Origin of the sequence: Mesorhizobium sp. M0152 (assembly GCF_040322415.1) — a bacterium.
Taxonomy (GTDB): Bacteria; Pseudomonadota; Alphaproteobacteria; order Rhizobiales; family Rhizobiaceae; genus Mesorhizobium.
Genome location: NZ_JAMYTH010000050.1, coordinates 1 through 22,574 on the forward strand (window position 1 = coordinate 1; position 22,574 = coordinate 22,574).

Sequence of the window (22,574 nt, forward strand, 5' to 3'; positions counted from 1 at the left end):
GATCGGGGATGGCGGTGATCTCGTTGGTCTTTTCGGGCACCGAGAGCTGCGCCAAGGTCAGGCGGGCACCTGTGGCGTAGGCCGACAGCGTATGCAGCGCCTTCAAGCCCTTGCGCTGGTCGTGCGTGCGGCGCGAGGTCTTGCCGTCGATGGCGATGAGGTCGTGCCGGTCCGGCCACAGTGCCGCAATCCAGCTTTCGAAGCAGCGCCCGAACAGGATCGGATCGATGCGATTGACCAGAATGCGCAGCCAGCGTTCGCAGGGGATGCCGAAATGGAACTCCGAGAAGCGGCGCAGAAAGCCGAGATGATGCTCGCCCCAGGCAGCGATCTCGTCGAAATCGTCGCAGGAGCAGATGGTGGCGCAGGTCACCAGCAGCAGCACCTCGTCGAGCCGGTACATGATCCGCTGCGGCTCGCGATCGTCCGAAAGCGCGGAAAAATGCTCCAGCAATAGGGCCAGACGCGCACGCGGAACCTCCTCGCCGGAAAACCGAACTACCAAACCATCCATCGCAGCGCTCCCAACCGAATCACAGCGCCCAGCGAATCACACCCGCACGTCAATGCAAAATGCGCCCGAAATCCCGTTAACCTGAATTCCCAGCCGTGCGATCCAGGCCAGCAACGCTGGATCAAAATCCGAGTTGCCGGTATAGCCGCGGATCAAAAGCGCGGCGTATGCCTGCCACTGATCCTCGGGGTCTGCTTTTCAAATGACCGATGTTCTGAACGCGTCACGCAGGATATTGCAGTCAAAAGTCGAAATCACATCGGCCGATTGATCGTTGTCCATAATGCGGCTCCCATCGAGGGGGCGGGAGTACGATGGGCGCTCTCAAGCGCCGGTGCCCATTCTTCTGCGGGCGGCGACAACGGACTGTACGCCCCCCACAGGTGCTTAGCGAATCATTCCGGCGAATTTGCTCTGCGGCGCGTCAGCTCAGCGGCCGGTCTGTTCCCGCCGCTTGGCGTCTCGATCGTTCAGCCGGCCGACCATCTCGTCCGCTTCGCCGGCATTGATGCCGACCATGACCCTATTGTTGGACTCGGCGGGCTGGCCGGTGAAAACGTCGAAAACTGTCCAACTGTCCGGGCGGTCCATGCGAAGCGCGTAGCGGTTTGCCATACTCGCGTCCTATTCATATTCGCCGGCACCCATGTGTGTCGATCGGTTCAGGCCTGCAGAATGAAAAACACTGCCGCCAGGAGAACGACTGTCCACAGCACCACGCACACCTTCAAAGCCAGGCCTCCGTGCGATGAGATGCCCTCCCGCATGCGCGCTACCCCGTTCTTCATTTTCCTGGATATGACCGGCGTGGCCACAATGGCGACCGGCGGCTTGACCGCAAGCCTGCCGAATACCGGAAGCAGCGTCGGCTCACGCACGAACTTCTCCGGACGCCAAGGTCTCAGTATCCCATGCTGCCGCCACCGCCGCCGCCACCACCTGCCGGTGCGGCATCCTTGGCCGGAATGTCGGTGATCATGGCTTCAGCGGTGATCAGCAAGGCCGCGATCGAGCCGGCGTCCTGCAGAGCGGTGCGCACCACTTTCGCGGGATCGACGATACCGGCCTTGATCATGTCGACATAGGTCTCGTTCTGGGCGTCAAAGCCCCGATTGTGGTCCTTGCTGTCGGAGAGCTTGCCGACTACGATGGAGCCCTCGACGCCGGAATTCTCGGCGATCTGGCGGATCGGCGCCTCAAGCGCCCGAAGCACGATCGAGATGCCGGCGGTGACATCGGCATTGGCGCCATTCAAGCCGGCCAGTGCCGACCTGGCACGCAGCAGTGCCACGCCGCCGCCAGGAACGATGCCTTCTTCAACCGCGGCGCGCGTTGCGTTCAGCGCATCGTCGATGCGGTCCTTCTTTTCCTTGACTTCCGACTCGGTGGCGCCGCCGACGCGGATGACGGCAACGCCGCCGGCAAGCTTGGCCAGCCGCTCCTGCAGCTTTTCCTTGTCGTAGTCGGAGGTGGTCTCCTCGATCTGGCCCTTGATCTGAGCGACGCGCGCTTGGATGGTCGCCTTGGTGCCGGCGCCGTCGATGATCGTAGTGGTGTCCTTCTCGATCAGCACGCGCTTGGCGCGGCCAAGCATTTCGATGGTGACTTTTTCGAGCTTGATGCCGAGATCTTCCGAGATCATCTGGCCTGATGTGAGCACCGCGACGTCTTCCAGCATCGCCTTGCGGCGGTCGCCGAAGCCCGGCGCCTTGACGGCCGCGACCTTCAGGCCACCGCGCAATTTGTTGACGACCAGCGTGGCGAGTGCCTCGCCTTCGACGTCCTCGGAGATGATCAGCAGCGGGCGGCCGCTTTGCACCACCGCTTCAAGGATCGGCAGCATCGCCTGCAGATTGCCGAGCTTCTTCTCGTGGATGAGCACATAAGGCTCTTCCAGTTCGACGCGCATCTTGTCGGCATTGGTGACGAAATAGGGCGAGAGGTAGCCGCGGTCGAACTGCATGCCCTCGACGACGTCGAGCTCGGTTTCAGCGGTCTTGGCTTCCTCGACGGTGATGACGCCGTCATTGCCGACCTTGTCCATCGCCTTGGCGATCATCTCGCCAACGCTGGCGTCGCCATTGGCGGCGATGGTGCCGACCTGGGCGATCTCGGCCGACGACTTGACCTTCTTGGCCTTCGCCTTGATTTCCCGGACGACGGCGTTGACCGCCTGATCGATGCCGCGCTTGAGGTCCATCGGGTTCATGCCGGCGGCGACCAGCTTGGCGCCTTCGCGCAGGATCGAGGCGGCCAGAACCGTGGCGGTGGTGGTGCCGTCACCGGCCAGATCGTTGGTCTTCGAGGCGACTTCGCGCACCATCTGCGCGCCCATGTTCTCGAACTTGTCGGCAAGCTCGATTTCCTTTGCGACGGTGACGCCGTCCTTGGTGATGCGCGGCGCGCCATAGGCCTTGTCGATGATGACGTTGCGGCCCTTGGGGCCGAGCGTGACCTTCACCGCATTGTTGAGGATTTCGACGCCGCGCAGCATACGGTCGCGGGCGTCGGTGGCGAATTTGATTTCCTTGGCAGACATGATTTTCATCCAGTTCGATTTGGAGTGGGCCAGTCGCCGCGCGGAACGCGCAGCGCTGTTGTCTCTAAGTCCAGCAGCGTCCTTACGCGTCCCGAAGGCCGCGCGCCGCGCCGATCAGGCAGCCTTCTTGGCGGTCACGGGCTTGGTGGCCACGGTCTTGGCGGCACCGCTTTTCTCGGTGGCCGCCGTCTTGCTCTTCTCGATGACGCCCATGATGTCGGCTTCCTTCATGATCAGAAGGTCCTCACCGTCGATCTTGACCTCGGTGCCCGACCATTTGCCGAACAGGATCAGGTCGCCAGCTTTCACATCGGGCACGATCAACGCGCCGCTTTCGTCGCGCGCGCCCGGGCCGACGGCGATCACTTCGCCTTCCTGCGGTTTTTCCTTGGCATTGTCGGGAATGATGATGCCGCCCTTGGATTTGGTGTCGCCTTCGGCGCGACGAATGACGACGCGGTCGTGGAGAGGCCTGAATTTCATGGGAAACTTCTTTCTGGGGCCGGCATAGGCGGCCGCTATTCCTGATATAGGCGCGTTGGCACTCGATAGATAGGAGTGCCAGAATTATTTCTCGCTAATGGCCAAGAATTCGAACGATATAATTCGAGACGCGCAGAAATTCGTTCGGATGGGAGGAAAACTTTCTGTCGGATTGAATTTCGCGGATGCAGGTTATTATTTCAAAGATCAAATAAAGAGGGCCGCGACCTTGTTTGGAACTCAATTGAGGCGCATATGCAAAATTCGTTGATTTGGGTCGAGTTGGCTTTACGTCAGAGCCCTCGCCATTCACCACCGAATTCTCGAAAACGAGTGCATGCGCCGGTCCGGCGCACATTTCGTTCCGTTCGGACCCTGGAATGAAACCGATGCTGACCACGGATGTACTGGCAGCGTCGGGCATCGTCCCAGCGGTTCGAGTGGGTGTGATACGGAAAAGCGCAGCCGCCCGTTTCCGCGGAAAGCCGCAATTCACGACCAGCCGCACCACAAATACAGTCGTTCGCTTCAAGTCGGCGTTTTCGTTGCCCGGCTTTGATCAACCGCAACCGCCCGGAGAGTATCGGGTCGACCATGACGAGGAGGCCCACGAAAGGACTTCCCAGATCGCATGGCGCCGCGTGGCCACCTTCATTCACCTGCCGGCGATCACCGCGAGCGGTGCTACGCAGCAGATGGTCCCGATCGAACCGGCATTGCTTCAAGCCTCGCTGGAGCTGGACGAGAGACAATCATGAGAACCACAAGCCGGATGCAACGCAACGCACGCCCGGTCCACCGCGAAGCCGCAACGCATCTCTTCGACGTCGGACAGGCTGTCCGGCTGAAGAGCGGCACCGGCACGTTTCCAAAGGCGGCGGAAATCTATCGCGCCACAGCAAGGCTCCTGCCGAGCGGAAATTCGCCGCAGTACCGCATCCGCAGCGACGTCGAACTTCATGAACGGGTGGCGACGCAGGACAGTCTCGAACCGGGCGACACGTCGCCGGGTGACAGCATAATGCTAAGCGAAAGGATCTTCGAACATGTCAAAGGGACAGAAACGATCTAGCCGGGAGATCAGGAAGCCCAAGCAGGAAAAGGTCCCGCCCAAGGCTGAAAGCGTATTCGGCGCCCAGACCAGACTTGCCGCCAACATCAGTGCCCTGCGCGGCAAGGGCAAGAACTGACGTTGCGACAGGGGCCCGGATGACGATGAAGATCGTGATCGAATTCTATCGCACCCGAAACTCGGACAACGCGCATGCCGTGGTCGGGCGCGAGACGGCGCAAGCGACCAACCTCGACCATGCGATCGAGGTCGCCAGGATTTTGGCAAAAACCCTGAACATGCCGCAGCAGCCGGACGCCATGACCATCGTCGACGCGAATGGCGCGACGCTCTATGCGATTAATGAGGAAAGGCCAACACCATGAATGCCTATAGCAACGAAACCGATCGGCAGCGCAACACCGCCGGGCTTGCGGCCTGGGAAAATGAGGGTGGCGCATCGGCACGCGACTTCGCGGACCGTCAGTATGGCCGCCGCGTCGAAGCGGATCGGTCCTGGACCGTATATCATGTCTTCAGCGGAATTCCGGCGCTGATCGACGGTGGTGCGATGACCGGCCTCAGCCGGTCGGATGCGACGCGCAGCATGTTGTCCCTCAACCACCGCAATGCCGAGCGCCGGAGGGCGCGGCTCGCGGCGCCGCCAATTGTCCCACAGGCAGCGGCGGGCCAATCATGACGCTCTCCTTTCCCAACCCAGCCGCAGATTCGATGAAGTGCGCGATTTTCAGTATGTAGGCACCGTATCACGAACGTTCTGGTAGGACCGGAATGTCGCCTCCTGCAGCAAGCGGGCACGCGGTGCCACAGTCGAGTAATAGCTAGCAGCGTCGTTGCGGCCAAGATGGAGGTCGCCAGCGGAATGCGCCTTTCTGGCTTCCAGACCCGGACCGTCTGTTTCCGGCCCCAATCCTAACCGAGTCAGTACCCGGGCATTCCTCCGGTGGCCAATCATGGCCGAAGGAGAAACGAAATGGGACATTCACACTATGACCCCACCGCTCCCGATCGCCGCGCCTGGAACGCGGGCAAGAAGGTCGGAGCGAAACGCCCGCTGAGACCTCGACAGATATGGGCAATCCGATTCTTTCTCGATCGAGAGCGGCGATTGCGCGATCGAGCCCTCTTCGACCTAGCAATGGACAGCAAGTTGCGCGGCTGCGATCTCGTCAGGATCAAGATCGGCACCTTGGTTCTCGGGCCGGAAATTCGAACCCGCGCGATGGTCGTGCAACAGAAGACGGGCCGACCGGTGCAGTTCAAATTGATGAGCGACGCACGCTGCAGTCTTGTCGCATGTGCTGCCTGGCTGCCAGTCTGGTAAACGAAGTTCGCAGGGTCAGAGGGAGACCGATAGCCCCCCGTCGACCGCCAAAACATGTCCGTTGACGTAGGCGGCAGCGTCGGATGCGAGAAACACCACGGCTCCGCTGAGTTCCTCAGGTTGAGCCCAGCGGCCAGCAGGGGTTCGCGCCTCGACCCATTTGGTAAAGGCGTCGTCGTTGATGAGCGCGGTGTTGAGCTCGGTGGCGAAATAGCCCGGGGCGATCGCGTTGATGGTGATGCCGTGACGGCCCATCTCGGCGGCAGTCGAGCGTGTCAGTCCATGCAACCCCGCCTTCGCCGCCACATAGGCGTGAATGGTGGGGCGGCCAAGGATCGCTGCAACCGATCCAGTGTTTATGATGCGCCCGAATTTGTTCGGCAGCATCAGGCGCACCGCCTCGCGTATCGTTCGGAAGCAGGCCGAAAGATTGACTGCAATCACGCGGTCGAAGTCCTCGTCCTTCCATTCGACCAACGGGCTGCGGTGCTGGATGCCGGCGTTGTTGACCAGGATATCGAGGCGGCCGTGGCGTTCGACAATCCCCTCAAGCGCCGCCCTTGAGGTCGCCGCGTCCGCGACATCGAACGGCAGGGCTTCGGCCCCGATTTTTTCCGCCGCCGCGGAGAGGGTGTCGATGTTGCGCGCATTGACAATTACCGTTGCGCCGTTTTCCGCAAGCGCCTTGGCCATGGCAAAGCCGAGGCCACGTGAAGCACCCGTCACCAATGCGACCCGGCCCTTGAGCGAGAACATTTCCGACATTGAAATCCCAGGCGCGAGATAGATGACAATGCGGCAGTGTAACCGCACCCCGCTCCAATGAAAGGGGCGGGAGTTTCCTCCCGCCCTAAATCACTACTTGGCGACGCAGGTATCGGCCGTCTGCGGCGTGCAGACGTCGAGGCCTGTGTAGGTTGGGTCAGCCGGGGGCGCCTTGCCGTCCTTCATGTCCTTCAGTGCCATCATCGTCTTGTAGCCCATTTCGAACGGCCTCTGGCCGACCTGGCCAAGCGAGAGCCCTTCCTTCATCTGATCGATCTGCACGGGAAGCGTGTCGGCGACGACAAGGGCCAGCGCTTTCGAGGCAATCTTGTCCTTGTACGGTGCGACTGCGGCGCGGTTGGCGTCAGGAATGAACTGCGGGAAGCCACCCGTTGGAATGAATGCATCAAGGTTCGGATTTTTCGCCATGATGTCCTCAAACTGCTGCACCGAAAGCGGGAAGTCATCGTTGGTGTAGAGCGGACAGCCCTCGATTTCGGTCCAGCCATTCTGGCCCGTCAGCCGGTCCCCGGGGGAGGCCGCCGATTTGGTGCCCGAAAGCGTATCGCGAATGCCCTGCATGCGTTCATTGTGGTTGGCCGCCGCCGCGCCGCCCGACTGGATGCAGATCGTGCCGCCTTTAGGCTTGACCTGCATGGCAAGCATGGCCAGGTTCACGCCGATCTCATAATTGTGGGTGCCGATGTAAGCGACGCGAAGCTCCTTGTTCTCGGGCAGCAGGTCGGAGTCCCAGGTGAGGACCGGAATGCCGGCTTCCTTGGCGGCCTGCAGCGCAACCGCCATCGCCGCAGCGTTCGATGGTGACACGGCAATGCCGTCCACCTTCTTGGCTACGAGATCCTGCACGATCTGCACCTGCTCGTCGCCGCCGCCATGCTCGCCGGGGCCGATATACATGCATTCCAAGGCGCCCTTCGATTCGGCTTCGGCCTTCTTGCAGCCGTCGCGTGCCTGGTCGAAAAAAGGATTGTTCATGTTCTTCGGTACCAGGGCGAAGGTATATTTCGCCTGAGCGCCGGAAACGGCGATCACCATTGCGCCAAGCGCCACGGCCGCCATCAGCAGTTTTCTTTTCATTTTGACGTTCTCCTCCTAAGTGGAATGCCCCGCAGGCCTCCCGCCGGCGGGGTTTCTAGCGGCTTTTTTTGGGCATCAAGACTGCCAGCCAAGCGGCGAGAATCGATTTGCCGCCGGTTTGCATGCCCAAAAGAACCGCGAGAACGATGAAGGCGCCGACGAATGCGCCTTGCCAATTTGAATCGATACCGGCCATCAGCAGCGCATTCCTGATCACTTCGAGGAACGCCGAACCGATGATCGCGCCGAAGGCCGTGCCGGCTCCGCCCATAAGGCTGGCTCCGCCGATGACCGTCGCTGCGATCACGCGCAACTCGTAGCCCTGGCCCATGGCATTGATGGCCGAGCCGTTGTAGCCGAGGAGCAGGAGTGAGGCGACCGAAGCGGTGAAGGCCGAGAAGACATAGGCCTCGAATTTGATCCAGTCGACCGGCACGCCGGTGAGCCGTGCCGCCTCCTCATTGCCCCCGATGGCGAAGAGATGCCGGGCCCAGGCAGTGAAATTGAAGACGAAACCGACGATCAGGGCCAGAATCACCATGGTCCAGAACTGCGACGACAGTTCTGGTATCCAGTGCGGTGCCCAATTCTGCGCCCCATGCAGCGGCCATTTCGCCTGACCAATCGCCTTTACGATCGGGGCATCGGGCCCGAATTGGTAGAGCATCTGGTTGGCGGAAAATACGACGGCCAGCGAACGCGCCGCGGAAAGCATGCCGAGGGTGACCACAAAGGACGGCATTCCGATATAGGCGACAAAGAATCCGTTGACCGCGCCGCACGCCATACCAGAGAAAAGGCCGGCGGCGAATGCGATGTACCAGGGATAGTGCCAGGTCAGGAACAGGCCGGCGACGATGACCACCAGGCCCATGATCGAGCCGACCGACAGATCGATGCCGCCGGTGATGATCACCACCGTCATGCCGAGCGCCATGATGCCGAAAGGTGCGAAGTTGCGTGTGACGTTGGCGGCGTTTTCGGAGGTGCCGAAGCTCGGCTCCATTGCCGTCATCAAGATGACGAGGGCAATGAGCGCGATCGTCACCCAGAACGGCTGACTTGAAAATACATGTTGAAGCGCCGTCTTTTCCTTGGTCGGGACGAAGTCCGACATGGCCGATCGGCCAGTTTCCGGGGCCGACTCCCTAGCACCAACCGACTCCTGAGCACTATTCGCCACGGATGGCCCCCGTTATCAGTCCGGTGATTTCCTCGGGCGACGTATTGTCAACATTCTTGTCAGCAACCTTCGAACCTCGCCTGAGCACAATGATACGATCTGCAACGGCGAAAACGTCAGGCATGCGGTGGCTGATCAACATGACGCCGACACCTTGCGCTTTGAGGCGCCGGATCAATTCGAGCACCTCTGCCACCTGGCGTACCGAGATGGCGGCCGTCGGCTCGTCCATCAACACCAGCTTGGCGTTTGAAAGCCGGGTCCGCGCGATGGCTACCGCCTGGCGCTGCCCACCCGACATCTTCCTGACGAGGTCGCGCGGCCGGGTTTCCGATTTGAGTTCCCTGAACAGCGCTGCCGAGCGGTCGATCATCGCCTGCTTGTCGAGCACTCTGATCGGCCAGAAGCCCTTCTTCATCTCGCGACCAAGAAAGACATTTTGCGCGGCCGTCAGATTATCCGCGAGCGCCAGTTCCTGATAGACGACTTCAATTCCCTTGGCACGGGCCTGAACGGGTTTATGGAAGTGACAAACCTCGCCGTCCACGACAATTTCGCCGTCGTTCGGCGGAAAATTTCCGGCCACTGTCTTGACTATCGTCGACTTGCCGGCGCCGTTGTCCCCCATCAGACCCACGACTTCACCCCGCTCCACCTGGAAGCTGACGTCGGTCAGGGCCTGGATCGCCCCAAAGTTCTTGGAAACGTGACGAACCTCAAGCACCGACATCGCGGTCCTCCCCGGACAACATTTGCCAATTTGTCCCGGTGTTACGCAAGGCAGCTAATCAGCGAAACGCACTCAACACAATGATTATTAGATTGGCCGTATCAGATGGCAATCTTCCTCTGGAACGGCAGGTGAGAAGCGGTAGGCCTCTACATCAATTGCCACCAAGGAGCAGTGGAGTCCTCATGGAAGAGAAGCGTGAACTGGAATCCGCTGATATTGTTAGCGCTCTGGATAACTGGGAGAAAGCGCTGGTCCCGGTGGAGATCGTCGGTGGTCGACGCATGGAGAGCTGCCAAGCCAACAGAGGAGCCTTCAAGGACAATGATCCAAACGAACAGAAGCCCACGCCGTTTCGACCGTGATGAGGTCCGGGAGTCGAATGGCAGCCAACCTTGAATCCGCCCCTAAACCGGACGGTCTGAAATCGGCCCCAAAGCTGCCTGACCGGAATGCGCCTCAGTGCGGTCGAAGAGCAATTTGCGGCTGGCCGAAGCGGCCTCTCAGCCGACCTTAATGGTGATGGCCCCTGACCGCCCCCGGGCGGCATGCCGGCTAGCTAGTACCTCAAGTCGCTGTCTCCCTGCTGACTAGAATCCCCATTCGACGGATGCATACGTCCTAGACCTTCGCATCGCATGACAGATGCTTCCGGTCGATAGTCTGGACCGGCAGCCCCGGTGCACTGTCTCGAACGAAGACAAGCGAAGCGCCGGCCAATTGGCCGCTCGATCAGAAAATCGAACCTGAATCACGGACCGAGGAAGTACGTCATGAAGATCGTTGTTATTGGTGGAACCGGACTGATCGGCTCGAAGACAGTCGAGAGGCTGCGTAAGAAGGGCCATGATGTGCTCGCAGCGTCACCCAACGGCGGCGTCAACACGATCACTGGCGAGGGTCTCTCCGAAGCGCTTGCGGGAGCCCAGGTCGTCATCGACCTGGCGAATTCGCCCTCTTTCGAGGACAAGGCCGTTCTGGAGTTCTTCGAAACCTCTGGCCGGAACTTGCTCGCAGCAGAAAAAGCCGCCGGCGTGAAGCACCACATCGCCCTTTCGATCGTGGGCGCCGAGCGTCTGCCTGATAGCGGCTACATGCGCGCCAAGATGGCCCAGGAAAGACTGATCCGAGGCTCCGCAATCCCATACACGATCGTCCACTCGACGCAGTTTTTCGAATTTCTGAGCGGCATTGCCCAGTCGGGTACTGTCGGGGACATCACGACAGTTCCGAATGCCTATTTTCAACCAATCGCGTCTGACGACGTCGCGGACATCATGACTGATGTGGCGCTTTTGCCACCGGTCAATGGCGTGATCGAGATTGCAGGCCCAGAGCCGATCCGCATGAGCGACCTCGTTGCTAGATTTCTGAAGGCAACGAACGATCCGCGTAAAGTAACAGCGGATCCCCAGGCACGCTATTTCGGCACGGAACTTAACGATCGCTCCCTAGTGCCAGGCGATCATCCGCGCATCGGTGCAACGGACTTCGAAGACTGGTTCGGCCACGCCAAGCTCCAGCGGAACTGATCTGTGATTTGCGTGCCGCTCGACGCAGCGGTTGCCTCAAGATCGATCTCCCTTGAGCAACCAAATTAAGTTGCTTTCCAATTTAGCACGAAAGTTCAAGCAGCGTGTAAGGCAAATAAAATGAAATACCGCGTAAAAAAGGAAGCGGACGCAAACGGTTACTCTGTCTTCTTTGTCTACAAAGACGAGACATATGTCGCCGGCCCTTGGCCAAAAGACTGGCAGGCGTCGCGTTTCATCGAAACATTGACTGAGGGCCGCTACATGGCAAAAGCCGACAGAACGGCCGTAATGCGGAGCCGAAGAAGCAACGGCAAATTGGTTTTGCGCGAGGACCAACCCCCGCTTCTTTCCAGTCAATGCCTTGGCCGCAAAGATCCTGAAACGCGGGACACTGAAGGTCTCTGAGAGTTTTCCGCACGCACGTCATGTCACGACCCAGCGCGACATAGTCAAACTGATCTGCTCGCCTTCATCAGGTCATAGGCTCACGCCGCTCCCCCCGGCAAGAGCCTGATCGCCGGCCGCCCCTCCCATCGGCCGGCGATCCTTCTTCACCTCATCGCAACAAGGAACCAAAACCATGATTAAGACCATCCTCTGTACCGCTGCTCTTGCAGCTGCTTTTGCAACCGGGGCCAAGGCCGACGATTCTTCAGGCGCAAAGGTGACCATGGTCTACGACCACCAACTCCCAAATGTGCCCGGCAAGAGCATGCGTGCCGTGCTGGTCGAGTATGGGCCTGGCGGCAGCTCCCCGTCACATACTCACGCGAAGTCGGCTTTTATCTTCGCAACGGTTCTGGAAGGCGCGATCCGCAGTCAGGTCAATAATGGGCCAATGACCACTTATCGGACTGGCGACAGTTGGTCCGAGTTCCCCGGTGATCATCACGGCGTCAGCGGAAATGCCAGCACCACCGAGCCTGCTCGATTGCTTGCCGTGTTCGTCGTGGATACGGACGACACAAACCTGACGACATTCGAAAAGTGAGGTCGACAGAAGGCAAGGCGATCTCGGAGGACTTTGATGCACGTCGACCTCACAAGCCCGATATCGCGGGCATCCCCAGCGTCCGCCTCATGACCAGCCCAGTCGTGTCGTGCGGTCCGGGAGATGATCTCCGCTGGCGGCGCGGAGGGCGCCGCGAGCCGCTCGTCCCCCAGACGCAGTGATTCCTCGCGCGGACCTCGTCGTCGATATCGAAGTTGACGCCGTACCAGCGAAGGATTGTTGCGTCTTCGTCGCGCAACGGTTCGAAGCACGAATCGATCCAGCGATATTCGCCATCCTGCCGGCACAGCCGACCTTTGTGCTGGAGTGGCTCTCCCTGGGCAAATGACTTCTGAAACACGGCCTTGACGCCCGCCTGGGCATCCGGATGGAACAACTCCACATGCGAGGCGAACTGCCGCGTGCCTCGCGGTTCCTCCTTGGCTGAACTGATGCCCGCCCAGTCTGTGAGCCGTTTGTTGAAATAGCACGGCAATCCCGCCGGCGTCATCAGCCAGATCATCGTGGGCACCGTATTGATCAGCAGCCTGAGCTCCGTCTCGCTCCTGCGCAGCGCGGTCTCCGCTTTGCGGTCGTCTATGTCCTCGGTATGGCCATGCCGGCCGACGATTCGCCCCTGGCCATCGCGCGAGGCAACACCGGTATCGCGAAACCACTGATAGGTGCTATCGAGCCGGCGCAAACGCGTTTCTTCGATCATAGGCTCGCCCCTCTCTAGGCTGTGGCGCCATTGCGCAATGCTCGCCTCGACATCGTCGTGATGGACAAATCTCCGCCACCAAGAAAAGTCGTCGGCATCCATGATCGCGCGCATTTCCTCGACCGTGACGCCAATGTACCCAAGGGCTGCGGGAGTGAGAAACCGAAGGCGTCCGTCCGGACAGGCGGACCAGACGATGCCCGGAATATCGGCGATGCCCGACCCGGCGCCCTGGTAAAGCCGGTCATAGAAGCTGATGGTCCCGAAGATTCTTACCACCAGCCAAAGTGCAAACGCGCCGAAACAAACGCCGCGAGCCGAGCAAGACCGTTCTCTGTGACGTATTCCGGCGACAGCAGGATAGCCGCTGACACCAAGCTGGCGGCTGCTACGGCGCCCAATCCCGCCTTCCAGCCCATGCAGACGAGACAATTGCGACCACGACCAACAAGTCAGATGGCCCATGGGTTAAAAGCGTAACCAAAACGCATCCAACGCTAATAGCGGCAGGCCATGGCGCGGTGCTGCGGCAATGAGGTTAGTTCCATCTGAGACCCTCTGGATCCGCTTCCCCGGCCGACCTGTCAGCGTGGCCCCGTCTACTCAGTTCGCAAAGCGCCCCGTTTTCACCGATTCTGCGACTGCTTTCCCGGCAGCCGAAGCCATCTTCAACTGGCACTGAAATAGGTTGGAGGCGGCTGACAATCGTTGGATGGATGTGAGACGGACCGCGCCTTTTTTCACAGTCACTTCGCTAAAACCAAGATCGAACGCAATCTCCTTTCGTCGCGCCGGAGACCACGAATTCGGGGCTGAGGAAAACGACAACTTCTCCTCAATATCTGACGTAACGGAAGCATTGAAGCCAGTGCAACACGACAAACGATGTAGGCATGGCGGTTTTTTTAGACCGACTTAGCCTGAGTATAGGGCTCCATCTCTTTTGAGCGCTGCAGGCGCGCAGCAGCGTTGGAGGCGCCGAGGCACAGGAGGCAAGCCGAAACCTCCCGTTGCCGCGCCGCGGCGCCCTCCGGGCAACAGAGTTAGTTGGAGCTCGAATGAGCTTGCGTCCTGCGACTTGCCACAAGTTGCGCCGCAGCTATTGTCGCTACGCAAACCCCGACCAGGACATGCGTCCACATCGGCCCCTGCGCAGATCCGAAGCCGAGCAGAAACGGAGCGACCACTGCCCAGCACCCCAAGGTGAGGTTGGACCATTCCGTCCAGTCCCCGTAGCGGTAGAGGGCCACGGCAGAGCTGCACACCATCAGCGCGCCCACGACCCCAGCGTCCCAAGCCGCAGCAGGTAGCCCGACGAACATGATTGCGGCGCAGGCTAAGCCTGCGCCGAGAACAAGGTTGGTCCATTCCAACCCCTTGCTTGGTATATCATTTCTCATTTTCATCTCCTTCTTCAGCCGCGCCACGGAGGTGGCCGGTACGCGGAGAATGGGGCAGTCCCAGGTACCCGCCAATTCTACGCAGGCACCTGTTCGTCGATGCTAAAGTCTAGGGCGTCCACGCGCGATGATTGTAGAAGACATCGTGCGCTCGGTCACAGTTCGTCAGGGATGTGCGATCCCCGGCATACATGCCAAGTGGCATTCCTCCGCTCCGAGGAGCAAAGACGTTGCCCGGCCAATAGCATTTAGCAGACCGTGTAAGTTGACGTCTGTCCTTACTCTCGAGGCAATCCGTGAGGGGAGCGGGGGACAACCTCGTCCAGCGGCGAGAACAGGCTGCTTTCCCTTCTATTCGGGACAGCAGGTCTCAAGTTTCTCGGTGATCAGGCCCATCGGCATTGTCGCCGACTTCGATGGGCTTTTCCATGTCGTGCACCACGTCGGTCTTATTCAGCGCGATGCGAAAATCGGCGACACGCATCAGCGTGGCGCGCCAGTCGGCGATGCTGCCGACTTTGTTGATGAACCAGCGCAGCGAAGAATTCATCTGGTTAAACGCGCCGACTGCCATCATCAGTCCGCCGAAGCCTATCTGGCCCGAGAAATACACAGGTGCCGCGATAAGGATTGGGACCACGACGCCAATCCAGCCGTAAGTGTTGGTCACCCATGACAGGTTGATCTGGGCGGTGTAGATGCGCCGCATTGCTGCCAGCACCGCACTGAGGTCCATTTCCAGCCGTCGCTTAGCGTCGGCCTCGCCATGGTAGAGCGCGATGGCATCGACATTTTCGTTGATGCGCACCATGGAGGAGCGCAGTTCCGCTTCCCGTGTGTAACGATCACCGTCGAGATTGACCAGCGGGCGCCCCACCAGCCAACTCAGCCACGATGCTATGCCGGCATAAAGCAGCGCCGCCCACACCATGTAACCTGGTATCGCCAAGGGATAACCGCCAATGTGGAAGACGAAGCCAGAAGAAACTCGCCAGAGCACCTCAACAAAAGACGCCAGCAGGATGAACGACTGCAGCAGCCCGACCCCGAGGTCCGTCGACAGATCGGAAAGGTGCGCGGCGTCCTGCTGCATGCGCTGGTCGGGATTGACGCCGATAGCACCGGCATTTGTCAATCGCAACGCCCACGCCGGGTGCATCCATTGGTCGATCAGGTCGAGCGTCAACGCCTCGCGCAGCTTCAACCGGATCATCTGGTTAAGCCAGGCCTGGCTCATACTGAGCACCAGAAGGCTGCCGGCAATAAGGGCAAAGATCACAAGCTGATAGAGGAGAACCGGCAAGTCGCGGCGCGCCAGCGCGTCGTAGAAGGGCTGGTTCCAGCTGTTGAGCACGACTTGGCCGATCGATGTCGCGCCAATGACTGCCACGATTCCAACCGACGTCCAGAGCAGCCAGTTGCGGACCGGCGATGCCTTCAAACCTAGATGGATGGTCGCCAATTGGTCGCCGAGGCTGCTGGCCTCGACCGAGACGGCGGCCATCTTGACACCGGAGTTGTCGTCCGCTTGGTCAACCATACATGAGGTCCATGCTTACGAAGCGGGTCACATCGGCGCCAGAGCCGTGCCGCGAACTCGGGATTGCGAGCGGGTTCGTCGCGGTTACCGTGCTGGCCAGGGTTGGGAATGCCGTTTGCCGGTTGAGACGGCGGAAAGACCGAGGCCTCGCCCGGTCCTGAAATCAATGCCGACAGGGTTCATGGCCCCAGTTGCCTCGGCCAGATTCTTCCTTGGGACCGATCGGCCTGCGGACGGTCTGCGGTACGCCGGCATTCTGTCTGCTTTTTTGCTCGATGCCGTAGGCACGGCGTCGGTCGCAGGACTGCGGATCGGCGCCGGACCATAATGGTCACCTCCGGCATGATGATGACTCCTGGCTCTGGAAAAAAATGCTTCATTTCGTCGGCGGCACTTCACGCAATTCCACGCTTCGGTTTTCGCGCCGCATGTCAGCTTGAAATATGCCAACCAAGGCAGGATGTGAGCCATCGTGCCAAGGGCACGCGCTTCCAACACCTTCGTCTATGGTCTCCCGAGCGAAGGACTGGTGGACTGTCGAGCACGCCATGTCCAGGAGGGCGGGGACTCTGGTTCCTCCTGACCCATTCCTGATTTGAGCTGAGGCGCTCGGCGTTGAGCGTGCGGCAACCACGGAACAATTGCTCAGCTCGACCATACCTCGGCATAGGCGCGCCTAGCTGTCGGTGTCGTAGCCATCCCCACCGCCAAGTGCGAGTTCTCTGGAGCGTAGTTGGCTGCCGACGGCGTGGATGCCGCCGGCAATGATGACCGGCGCATCGCGATGAGCAGCCTCGCGCCCGACGACGGCCAAATTTTCGAAACGTCATCGGGGGTTCAGAAAGGGAAAGACCGTGAAACTCTACTACAGCCCTCTCGCCTGCAGCCTGGCCGACCACATCGCCTTGGAGGAGACTGGTGCTTCCTTCGAGCGCGAAACCGTCGATCTCAAAACCAAGCGGACCGGTTCCGGGGAGGATTTCACCACCGTGACGCGCAAAGGGTATGTTCCAGCCCTCGTGCTGGATAGCGGGGAAACGCTGACAGAAAACATCGCCGTCCTCGATTGGATCGCGTCGCAATACCCGGCACTGGGGGTGGAAGGGCCAATGGGCCGTACGCGCGTTCTCGAAGCGCTGACCTACGTCTCGACGGAAATACACCGAAGCTTCAAACCCATGTGGCACCAAGGCAGCGATGCTGAAAAGGCCAAAGCGCGCGCGACGATTACGACGCAACTCGGCCTGTTCGCGGACCAACTCAAGACCGACTATCTGTTCGGCGACAAACCCAGCGTCGCGGATTTCTATCTTTTCGTCATGCTGCTCTGGGCCGCCCGCTTCCAAGTCCCTATCCCCGCGCCTTCGGAAGCGCTCAGCACCCGAATTGCGGCCCGTCCGGCTGTTCGCGCCGCGATGGATCGTGAGGGTCTCGTCTAACTGCGAACTGGCCGGTCGCGCGTCCTATCGCCCCTGAGCCAAGGCATACAACAGAGGAGCCAGTCATGCTTGCGTTGCTGCAGAACCTCCACCTGATCGCTGCCGAGCGCGGCGATGGGTTACGCCCCGAATTTCTAAAGATGGAGGCCGAGGCGCCACTCCGCATCGTCTTCCCACGTACAGACGCAGCCTCCTACGTTGCCCGGCAGGGGCGTCAACTTCAGGTGGTGGCGTCACTCACGCCCGGCCGTCCTGAACGATTGCCAGGGCATGCAGCCTGGCACTGCCAAGTCGATGAATGAAAGTGATGCCAGAGCTGCGTCAAACAGCAGGGCATCCGATCTTGCTCTGGAAAGAGGTTGCAACATGGAAAATGCAGAGCCGCCGAAAGCGATCGATCGATGTCGCAGGGCGTTTGTCGGCGCCGCGGCAATCGGTCTGGCTACGCAGTTCACGACAGTTCTCACAGCTCAGGCACGACCTGTTTCAGGGTTGGATGGAGCAACGACAGAGCGGTCGACGGCCGCTTCCTTCGCAGTGCTCAGGCAAGCCGACGCTGGCGTCCTGAATGTCGGTTACGCTGAGGCGGGTCCGCCCGACGGTCCCGTGGTTATCCTCCTTCATGGCTGGCCGTACGACATCCACAGCTTTGTCGAAGTCGCTCCGTTGTTGGCGATGGCGGGCTATCGCGTGATCATTCCGTATGCTCGCGGCCATGGCACGACGCACTTTCTTTCCAGTCAGACAGTCCGCAACGGCCAGCAGTCTGTGCTGGCTGTCGATGTCATCGAGTTGATGGATGCGCTGAAGATCAGCCATGCAATCATCGCCGGCTATGATTGGGGCGCGCGCACGGCCTGCATCGTCGCGGCGCTCTGGCCTGAGCGTTGCAAAGCCCTTGTCTCGGTCAGCGGCTATTTGATCGGCAGTCTCGCGGCAAACAGAATGCCGTTGCCGCCGAAAGCAGAGCTTCAATGGTGGTACCAATACTATTTCGCCACGGAACGCGGACGGGCGGGCTACGAACGATACCGGCGAGACTTCGCAAGCCTTATCTGGCGGATCGCCTCGCCGAAATGGGACTTTGATGACGCCACGTTCGATCGCAGTGCAGCTGGCCTCGACAACCCGGATCACGTCAGCATCGTCATCCACAATTACCGCTGGAGGCTCGGCCTGGCACAAGGCGAGCCGGAATATGACGGCCTTGAAAAACGGCTGGCCGAAAGTCCCCTGATCAGGGTGCCCACCATCACCCTCGAAGGTGATGCCAATGGCGCACCCCACCCCGACAGCAGCGCCTACGCCAGGAAATTTTCAGGCAGATACGACCACCGGATCATCACTGGCGGTATCGGCCATAACTTGCCGCAGGAAGCCCCGCAGGCCTTCGCCCAGGCGGTCATCGACGTCGGCGAATACCGATGAGGCAGGCAGATACTGGTGAGGCAAGCTGATGATCGGCTGATCGCGGAGCTGATCCTGTGCTTGCCTCGAATTGGGCAAATCGCAACTCGGCATTTCCGCGCTTTTGCCGTCAACTCAGCCGCGTTCCGAGTGACATATCGAAAGGATCTATCGTGGACTCAACTGTGCCATCTGCTGTTTCGCAACCGGTCGTCGCGCAACTGACGCGGTCCGCAATTTTTCTCGTCGTGACGGTCAAATCAGGGCCTGAACATGATGCGGCCGTGCGCGCCTTATGTGGCGATCTTTCCGCGCTGCTGCGCGCCGTTGGGTTCCGTGACCTCGAGGGCCGGTTGTCATGCGTCATGGCGTTTGGGTCTGGAGCGTGGGACCGGCTCTTTGGAGCGCCCAGGCCTACACCCGTTTCGTGAGATTCACGGCCAGCATATCGCCGTCTCGACGCCAGGCGACATCCTGTTTCACATCCGTGCCGCCCGGATGGATCTTTGCTTCGAGCTGGCGACACAGATCATGTCGCGGCTCGATGGCGCGGTCTCGGTAGCGGATGAGGTGCACGGCTTCAATTACCTCGATGACCGCGACCTGATCGGTTTCGTCGATGGGACCGAAAACCCGGTGGATTACGACGCCGTCAAGGCCACGATCATCGGAGAGGAGGACCCCAACTTTGCGGGAGGAAGCTACGTGATCGTGCAGAAGTACCTGCATGATCTGCAAGCTAGGGCCTTCTACGAGAGTATCCTCGGCTTGCCGCTTCTCGCTGACCACGGCAACGGCTTCGTCTTCGGAACCGGTGCAACGAAGCTCAATGTCTATCTCAGCGATTACGCCGGTACCAATCGAGCGAATGCCGTCATCTGGGCGGTAGGCGACGAAGTCGAGACAATCGCCGCGGACCTGCGTGCAAAGGGGGTGGCGCTCGACGAATATCCCGAGGGCTTTGACCGGGTAATCGACGGTGTTCACGTAAGAGGCGCGCTTCGCGTGATCTGGTTCAAGGATCCGGATGGCAACATCCTCCACCTCACCAGCGGTAGCGCCAATTAACGTCGATCGTAATTTTCTCGTGACGCCGTCCCGGCAAAAAGACGGGGATCCGCACCTCTTGGCCACGCGATGCATCAGGTCGCCAGGGCGTCTCACCAGGTGGCGACATACCATTGTGGGGGTAAAGTACTGCCTTGGAATAGATGCCTCGAGGGCACCGGCGCCGTATAAAAGGGCCTGCCGTAGGAGATGAGCTTGCCCGATCGCCTTTTGAACAAGTTCCCATTCGCCTTCATGATGGCTGCTTTGCTCGCGGTATCCGCACCCGCTCAGGCACAGGAGCTGCCCTATCCAGCCGATTTTCGCACCGAGGAGATCGAGGCGCATCGCGTGACAATCCACGTGCGCATCGGCGGCAGCGGACCTGCGATTATCCTGATCCACGGCTTTGGCGAAAGTGGTGATATGTGGGCTCCGCTGGCTGCAAGCCTCGTCCGAAATCATACCGTTATCGTGCCTGATCTTCGGGGCATGGGTCGATCGTCGAAGCCGGCAGGCGGCTTCTCTAAGATGAGCCAGGCTACCGACATCGCGGAGTTGATGGACACACTAAAGATCGTGCAATCCGACGTCGTCGCGCATGATATTGGCAACATGGTCGCTTTTGCCTTTGCGGAAAAGTATCCAGACCGGGTAGCCAAGCTCATAGTGATTGATGCGCCGATCCCCGGGGTTGGCCCATGGGATGAGATCGCAAAGAACCCGGCGACCTGGCATTTCCGTTTTGGTGGCCCCGACATGGAGCGGCTCGTGAAGGGGCGCGAGCGCATCTATCTCGATCGCTTCTGGAACGAATTTTCGGCAGACCCAGCGCACTTCACGGAACAGTCGCGACGCCATTATGCCGCGCTTTATGCGCTCCCTGGTGCAATGCACTCTGTGTTCGAGCAATATCGTGCCTTCGATCAGGATGCGAAAGATAACCGGGGATGGGCGGTCGCTCACGGAAAGCTGGCAATGCCCGTGCTGGCGTTGGGCGCAGAAAAGGGTCTCGGCATGCAAATGGCAGACATCATGCGCGCCGCTGCTTCCAATGTAACAGCCGGGCTGATCCCGAACTCCGGTCACTGGGTCATGCAGGAAAACCCTACTGCAACCGTTCAACTCGTCCAGGCCTTCATTGAGAAGCCCTGAGAAGCCTTCATCAACCCGGATCGACGATCATGGATGAGCCTGGGCGATGACCAGCGCCAGGGCCTCCGCGCCTGAACGCGCGACGGCACGGCCTCAAGTTGCCGGCACAGATTATCACGCCCGTTTCGACGATATGGCGCGCCATGCAACCGCAGCCGATCCCGCGCTGCCGAGGCACTTTCTGCTCGATCCACGCGGGCACCTGTACCAAGCCTTCCTGGACATCGACCGACGGAGCGGAAACGAGGGGACCACCGAACGGCGCGCAAAAGAGCCGATAGTAACCGGATAGATGGCTTGCAGAGGTCCCCGGAAATTCCAAGCCGTTTCGGGCTTCATCGTAACGTGATCAGAATGTGCCCTCCTCTTTGCCTGTCGATAACGGATGCAGCGGATGTGGTTGAGCGTTTTGCCCGAAGCTTCCAGACGGCGACATCTTGACAGCCAATTTCGGCGTTCGAAGGCGAAGTAATATAGGCGAGTTCTTGCTAACTTGTTGGACATGTAGTGATTTCAGGGGAGGTCCGCACCCACTACGGCCATTGATCTTGCAATCCAAATGCCTTGACCGGAGGGTGGTGACGGTACTTTTCGAAACGGCTTGGGCGCGCCGCCGAACGCCGCAAGTGAAAAAAATCGCCTGATTGGTCCCGAGGTCATTGATCTAGCTGGGTTCTTTCTTGTTTTCTGCACCGAAAGCCGACCCATGGGCCGTCAGTTACGATTTGATTCAATCGCCGTAAAAAATATTTTGAGGATCGGTTTGGGCTTAATTGCCTCAAAGTCCTGGATCACTGGTTGAAGAGCGCACATCCGTCGGTGGGGGGTCGACATTTCATGCTAACTTCCGTCACCAGCTTCCGGCGAAGCGCCGTAGCATAGTCGGTTGGGCCCTTCGGCGTTATGACGAAGGCTTGCGAACCGCCGATGACCGATTGGGCAAAATAGGATGCCAATGGTTGGTGGGGATTGTCATCTTCTGTCGGAATGGCAATCGCATTGATCGTGTATCCCTTGGCGATAGCGTTGAGCCTGCTGGGCTGAACGGGCATCCCATCATTGTTTTCGCCGTTAGAAGAGATGTCGATTACTTTCTTGGCCGCCTTTCCAGGAAACTGGTCGAGCAGAAGGCTTCCCACGTCGATGGCCGCGGAAACGGATGTTCCGCTTCGCCCTCTGCGAATATGGCCGGTATCGCCTCTCTTGATGATCACCGACGCAGCCGCCTTGGCATCTTCCAGCCCGCAAATGCTTGTCCACGGCAGCACGACGCGCGTTTGCCCCGGACTCGACCATTCAAAGTAAGTCACGCTGATGCAGCCAACATAATTTCGGGTGATGGCCGCAATAATCTCGGGCGAGGTAAGTGCCGCTGCATGTCCCTCACGCTGCAGATCGGCGATTTTTTCATCAATCGAGGACGAGAAGTCGACTGCGAATGCGATGGCAACATCAACATTGGCGGCATGGGCGTGCAGCCCCCAAAACGCCGAAACGGCCAGTGTTCCCGCCACTCTCAAATACGAGTTGATCCGTCTTGCCGGCCCTTTGGTCGATCGTTTCGGCGGCATCGGAATGCCGCTGACTATCGCCCGAACCTGCCCGCGAAAGCCGGCCGCTGCAGACGTGCC

The 22,574-nt window shown here is 59.9% G+C and carries 26 protein-coding genes and 3 pseudogenes; 15 read left to right on the forward strand and 14 right to left on the reverse strand.

Annotated elements, in window-relative coordinates; all coding sequences use genetic code 11:
- From NKJ26_RS29675 to NKJ26_RS29695, 5 genes are all read right to left on the reverse strand, one after another.
- Window positions 1-514, reverse strand: a 514-nt coding sequence (locus NKJ26_RS29675) for an ISAs1 family transposase (protein ID WP_352699072.1), incomplete at its 3' end; no start/stop codon positions are given.
- Between the two features lie 429 nt (window positions 515-943).
- Complete coding sequence (locus tag NKJ26_RS29680) at window positions 944-1,129, reverse strand: hypothetical protein (protein ID WP_352699074.1); 186 nt, start codon at window positions 1,127-1,129, stop codon at window positions 944-946.
- A 47-nt stretch (window positions 1,130-1,176) separates the two neighbouring features.
- On the reverse strand, window positions 1,177-1,392 hold the full coding sequence (locus NKJ26_RS29685; RefSeq protein WP_352699076.1) for a hypothetical protein: 216 nt from the start codon (window positions 1,390-1,392) through the stop codon (window positions 1,177-1,179).
- A gap of 23 nt (window positions 1,393-1,415) precedes the next feature.
- A complete protein-coding gene (groL, locus tag NKJ26_RS29690) occupies window positions 1,416-3,053 on the reverse strand; it encodes a chaperonin GroEL (protein WP_352699078.1) in 1,638 nt (545 codons plus the stop codon).
- A 114-nt stretch (window positions 3,054-3,167) separates the two neighbouring features.
- Complete coding sequence (locus NKJ26_RS29695; RefSeq protein ID WP_352699080.1) at window positions 3,168-3,536, reverse strand: co-chaperone GroES; 369 nt, start codon at window positions 3,534-3,536, stop codon at window positions 3,168-3,170.
- 446 nt (window positions 3,537-3,982) lie between these two features.
- Here NKJ26_RS29695 and NKJ26_RS29700 point away from each other — a divergent pair, with 446 nt between their 5' ends.
- The 6 genes and pseudogenes from NKJ26_RS29700 to NKJ26_RS29725 form a co-directional block, all read left to right on the forward strand.
- Window positions 3,983-4,294 (forward strand): hypothetical protein, encoded by a 312-nt coding sequence (locus NKJ26_RS29700; protein ID WP_352699129.1) that lies wholly within the window; start codon window positions 3,983-3,985, stop codon window positions 4,292-4,294.
- A complete protein-coding gene (locus NKJ26_RS29705) occupies window positions 4,291-4,608 on the forward strand; it encodes a hypothetical protein (RefSeq protein ID WP_352699082.1) in 318 nt (105 codons plus the stop codon). Before NKJ26_RS29700 ends, NKJ26_RS29705 begins: the two co-directional genes overlap by 4 nt.
- Entirely contained in the window at window positions 4,583-4,726 is a 144-nt protein-coding gene (locus NKJ26_RS29710; RefSeq protein ID WP_352699084.1) for a hypothetical protein, read from the forward strand. The genes NKJ26_RS29705 and NKJ26_RS29710 overlap by 26 nt, the downstream gene beginning before the upstream one ends.
- Window positions 4,727-4,751: 25 nt before the next feature.
- Entirely contained in the window at window positions 4,752-4,973 is a 222-nt protein-coding gene (locus tag NKJ26_RS29715; protein WP_352699085.1) for a hypothetical protein, read from the forward strand.
- Entirely contained in the window at window positions 4,970-5,287 is a 318-nt protein-coding gene (locus tag NKJ26_RS29720) for a hypothetical protein (protein WP_352699087.1), read from the forward strand. Before NKJ26_RS29715 ends, NKJ26_RS29720 begins: the two co-directional genes overlap by 4 nt.
- 294 nt (window positions 5,288-5,581) lie before the next feature.
- A pseudogene (locus NKJ26_RS29725) lies at window positions 5,582-5,920 on the forward strand (integrase); the annotation flags it as partial.
- 27 nt (window positions 5,921-5,947) lie between these two features.
- On the opposite strand, the gene NKJ26_RS29730 reads toward NKJ26_RS29725, so the two are convergent.
- The 4 genes from NKJ26_RS29730 to NKJ26_RS29745 form a co-directional block, all read right to left on the reverse strand.
- Window positions 5,948-6,697, reverse strand: a complete 750-nt coding sequence (locus NKJ26_RS29730) for a glucose 1-dehydrogenase (RefSeq protein WP_352699089.1) — start codon at window positions 6,695-6,697, stop codon at window positions 5,948-5,950.
- A gap of 93 nt (window positions 6,698-6,790) precedes the next feature.
- The gene (locus NKJ26_RS29735) at window positions 6,791-7,795 is read right to left on the reverse strand and encodes a sugar-binding protein (RefSeq protein ID WP_352699091.1); all 1,005 of its coding nucleotides are present in this window, start codon (window positions 7,793-7,795) and stop codon (window positions 6,791-6,793) included.
- Between the two features lie 55 nt (window positions 7,796-7,850).
- Window positions 7,851-8,912, reverse strand: coding sequence for an ABC transporter permease (locus tag NKJ26_RS29740; RefSeq protein WP_352699093.1), 1,062 nt, complete (start codon window positions 8,910-8,912; stop codon window positions 7,851-7,853).
- 55 nt (window positions 8,913-8,967) lie between these two features.
- A complete protein-coding gene (locus tag NKJ26_RS29745) occupies window positions 8,968-9,708 on the reverse strand; it encodes an ATP-binding cassette domain-containing protein (protein ID WP_352699094.1) in 741 nt (246 codons plus the stop codon).
- A 185-nt stretch (window positions 9,709-9,893) separates the two neighbouring features.
- Here NKJ26_RS29745 and NKJ26_RS29750 point away from each other — a divergent pair, with 185 nt between their 5' ends.
- The 4 genes from NKJ26_RS29750 (at window position 9,894) to NKJ26_RS29765 (ending at window position 12,234) form a co-directional block, all read left to right on the forward strand.
- Window positions 9,894-10,073, forward strand: coding sequence for a hypothetical protein (locus NKJ26_RS29750; RefSeq protein WP_352699096.1), 180 nt, complete (start codon window positions 9,894-9,896; stop codon window positions 10,071-10,073).
- Between the two features lie 408 nt (window positions 10,074-10,481).
- A complete protein-coding gene (locus NKJ26_RS29755) occupies window positions 10,482-11,240 on the forward strand; it encodes an SDR family oxidoreductase (protein ID WP_352699097.1) in 759 nt (252 codons plus the stop codon).
- Window positions 11,241-11,360: 120 nt separating this feature from the next.
- The gene (locus tag NKJ26_RS29760) at window positions 11,361-11,648 is read left to right on the forward strand and encodes a hypothetical protein (protein WP_352699099.1); all 288 of its coding nucleotides are present in this window, start codon (window positions 11,361-11,363) and stop codon (window positions 11,646-11,648) included.
- A 175-nt stretch (window positions 11,649-11,823) separates the two neighbouring features.
- A complete protein-coding gene (locus NKJ26_RS29765; protein ID WP_352699100.1) occupies window positions 11,824-12,234 on the forward strand; it encodes a cupin domain-containing protein in 411 nt (136 codons plus the stop codon).
- 49 nt (window positions 12,235-12,283) lie between these two features.
- Here NKJ26_RS29765 and NKJ26_RS29770 read toward each other — a convergent pair whose 3' ends face one another.
- From NKJ26_RS29770 to NKJ26_RS29785, 4 genes and pseudogenes are all read right to left on the reverse strand, one after another.
- Window positions 12,284-13,420 carry a PAS domain-containing protein gene (locus tag NKJ26_RS29770; RefSeq protein ID WP_352699102.1) on the reverse strand — a complete coding sequence of 379 codons (1,137 nt, stop codon included), beginning with the start codon at window positions 13,418-13,420 and terminating at the stop codon, window positions 12,284-12,286.
- 578 nt (window positions 13,421-13,998) lie between these two features.
- Complete coding sequence (locus NKJ26_RS29775) at window positions 13,999-14,361, reverse strand: SPW repeat protein (protein WP_352699104.1); 363 nt, start codon at window positions 14,359-14,361, stop codon at window positions 13,999-14,001.
- 348 nt (window positions 14,362-14,709) lie between these two features.
- Window positions 14,710-15,895, reverse strand: a pseudogene (locus tag NKJ26_RS29780) (ABC transporter ATP-binding protein/permease); the annotation flags it as partial.
- Window positions 15,896-16,571: 676 nt separating this feature from the next.
- Entirely contained in the window at window positions 16,572-16,709 is a 138-nt protein-coding gene (locus NKJ26_RS29785; RefSeq protein WP_352699106.1) for a hypothetical protein, read from the reverse strand.
- Window positions 16,710-16,749: 40 nt separating this feature from the next.
- Here NKJ26_RS29785 and NKJ26_RS29790 point away from each other — a divergent pair, with 40 nt between their 5' ends.
- The 5 genes and pseudogenes from NKJ26_RS29790 to NKJ26_RS29810 all read left to right on the forward strand — a co-directional run bounded on the left by NKJ26_RS29790 (window position 16,750) and on the right by NKJ26_RS29810 (window position 20,943).
- Window positions 16,750-17,334, forward strand: coding sequence for a glutathione binding-like protein (locus tag NKJ26_RS29790; RefSeq protein WP_352699108.1), 585 nt, complete (start codon window positions 16,750-16,752; stop codon window positions 17,332-17,334).
- A gap of 65 nt (window positions 17,335-17,399) precedes the next feature.
- Window positions 17,400-17,636, forward strand: coding sequence for a hypothetical protein (locus NKJ26_RS29795; RefSeq protein WP_352699110.1), 237 nt, complete (start codon window positions 17,400-17,402; stop codon window positions 17,634-17,636).
- 64 nt (window positions 17,637-17,700) lie between these two features.
- Window positions 17,701-18,762, forward strand: a complete 1,062-nt coding sequence (locus NKJ26_RS29800) for an alpha/beta fold hydrolase (RefSeq protein WP_352699112.1) — start codon at window positions 17,701-17,703, stop codon at window positions 18,760-18,762.
- A 152-nt stretch (window positions 18,763-18,914) separates the two neighbouring features.
- Window positions 18,915-19,482: pseudogene (locus tag NKJ26_RS29805) on the forward strand (Dyp-type peroxidase); the annotation flags it as partial.
- A gap of 516 nt (window positions 19,483-19,998) precedes the next feature.
- A complete protein-coding gene (locus NKJ26_RS29810) occupies window positions 19,999-20,943 on the forward strand; it encodes an alpha/beta fold hydrolase (protein ID WP_352699114.1) in 945 nt (314 codons plus the stop codon).
- Window positions 20,944-21,734: 791 nt separating this feature from the next.
- Here the strand turns inward: NKJ26_RS29810 and NKJ26_RS29815 are convergent.
- Window positions 21,735-22,514 carry a DUF1194 domain-containing protein gene (locus tag NKJ26_RS29815; RefSeq protein WP_352699131.1) on the reverse strand — a complete coding sequence of 260 codons (780 nt, stop codon included), beginning with the start codon at window positions 22,512-22,514 and terminating at the stop codon, window positions 21,735-21,737.
- Window positions 22,515-22,574 lie beyond the last annotated feature (60 nt).

Coding starts and splice junctions, on each gene's coding strand:
- NKJ26_RS29680 (WP_352699074.1), bottom strand. CDS start 1,129: ATGGCAAACCGCTACGCGCTTCGCATGGACCGCCCGGACAGTTGGACA.
- groL (WP_352699078.1), bottom strand. CDS start 3,053: ATGTCTGCCAAGGAAATCAAATTCGCCACCGACGCCCGCGACCGTATG.
- NKJ26_RS29695 (WP_352699080.1), bottom strand. CDS start 3,536: ATGAAATTCAGGCCTCTCCACGACCGCGTCGTCATTCGTCGCGCCGAA.
- NKJ26_RS29705 (WP_352699082.1), top strand. CDS start 4,291: ATGAGAACCACAAGCCGGATGCAACGCAACGCACGCCCGGTCCACCGC.
- NKJ26_RS29710 (WP_352699084.1), top strand. CDS start 4,583: ATGTCAAAGGGACAGAAACGATCTAGCCGGGAGATCAGGAAGCCCAAG.
- NKJ26_RS29715 (WP_352699085.1), top strand. CDS start 4,752: ATGAAGATCGTGATCGAATTCTATCGCACCCGAAACTCGGACAACGCG.
- NKJ26_RS29720 (WP_352699087.1), top strand. CDS start 4,970: ATGAATGCCTATAGCAACGAAACCGATCGGCAGCGCAACACCGCCGGG.
- NKJ26_RS29730 (WP_352699089.1), bottom strand. CDS start 6,697: ATGTCGGAAATGTTCTCGCTCAAGGGCCGGGTCGCATTGGTGACGGGT.
- NKJ26_RS29735 (WP_352699091.1), bottom strand. CDS start 7,795: ATGAAAAGAAAACTGCTGATGGCGGCCGTGGCGCTTGGCGCAATGGTG.
- NKJ26_RS29740 (WP_352699093.1), bottom strand. CDS start 8,912: ATGTCGGACTTCGTCCCGACCAAGGAAAAGACGGCGCTTCAACATGTA.
- NKJ26_RS29745 (WP_352699094.1), bottom strand. CDS start 9,708: ATGTCGGTGCTTGAGGTTCGTCACGTTTCCAAGAACTTTGGGGCGATC.
- NKJ26_RS29750 (WP_352699096.1), top strand. CDS start 9,894: ATGGAAGAGAAGCGTGAACTGGAATCCGCTGATATTGTTAGCGCTCTG.
- NKJ26_RS29755 (WP_352699097.1), top strand. CDS start 10,482: ATGAAGATCGTTGTTATTGGTGGAACCGGACTGATCGGCTCGAAGACA.
- NKJ26_RS29760 (WP_352699099.1), top strand. CDS start 11,361: ATGAAATACCGCGTAAAAAAGGAAGCGGACGCAAACGGTTACTCTGTC.
- NKJ26_RS29765 (WP_352699100.1), top strand. CDS start 11,824: ATGATTAAGACCATCCTCTGTACCGCTGCTCTTGCAGCTGCTTTTGCA.
- NKJ26_RS29770 (WP_352699102.1), bottom strand. CDS start 13,420: ATGGGCCATCTGACTTGTTGGTCGTGGTCGCAATTGTCTCGTCTGCAT.
- NKJ26_RS29775 (WP_352699104.1), bottom strand. CDS start 14,361: ATGAAAATGAGAAATGATATACCAAGCAAGGGGTTGGAATGGACCAAC.
- NKJ26_RS29795 (WP_352699110.1), top strand. CDS start 17,400: ATGCTTGCGTTGCTGCAGAACCTCCACCTGATCGCTGCCGAGCGCGGC.
- NKJ26_RS29800 (WP_352699112.1), top strand. CDS start 17,701: ATGGAAAATGCAGAGCCGCCGAAAGCGATCGATCGATGTCGCAGGGCG.
- NKJ26_RS29810 (WP_352699114.1), top strand. CDS start 19,999: ATGAGCTTGCCCGATCGCCTTTTGAACAAGTTCCCATTCGCCTTCATG.
- NKJ26_RS29815 (WP_352699131.1), bottom strand. CDS start 22,514: ATGCCGCCGAAACGATCGACCAAAGGGCCGGCAAGACGGATCAACTCG.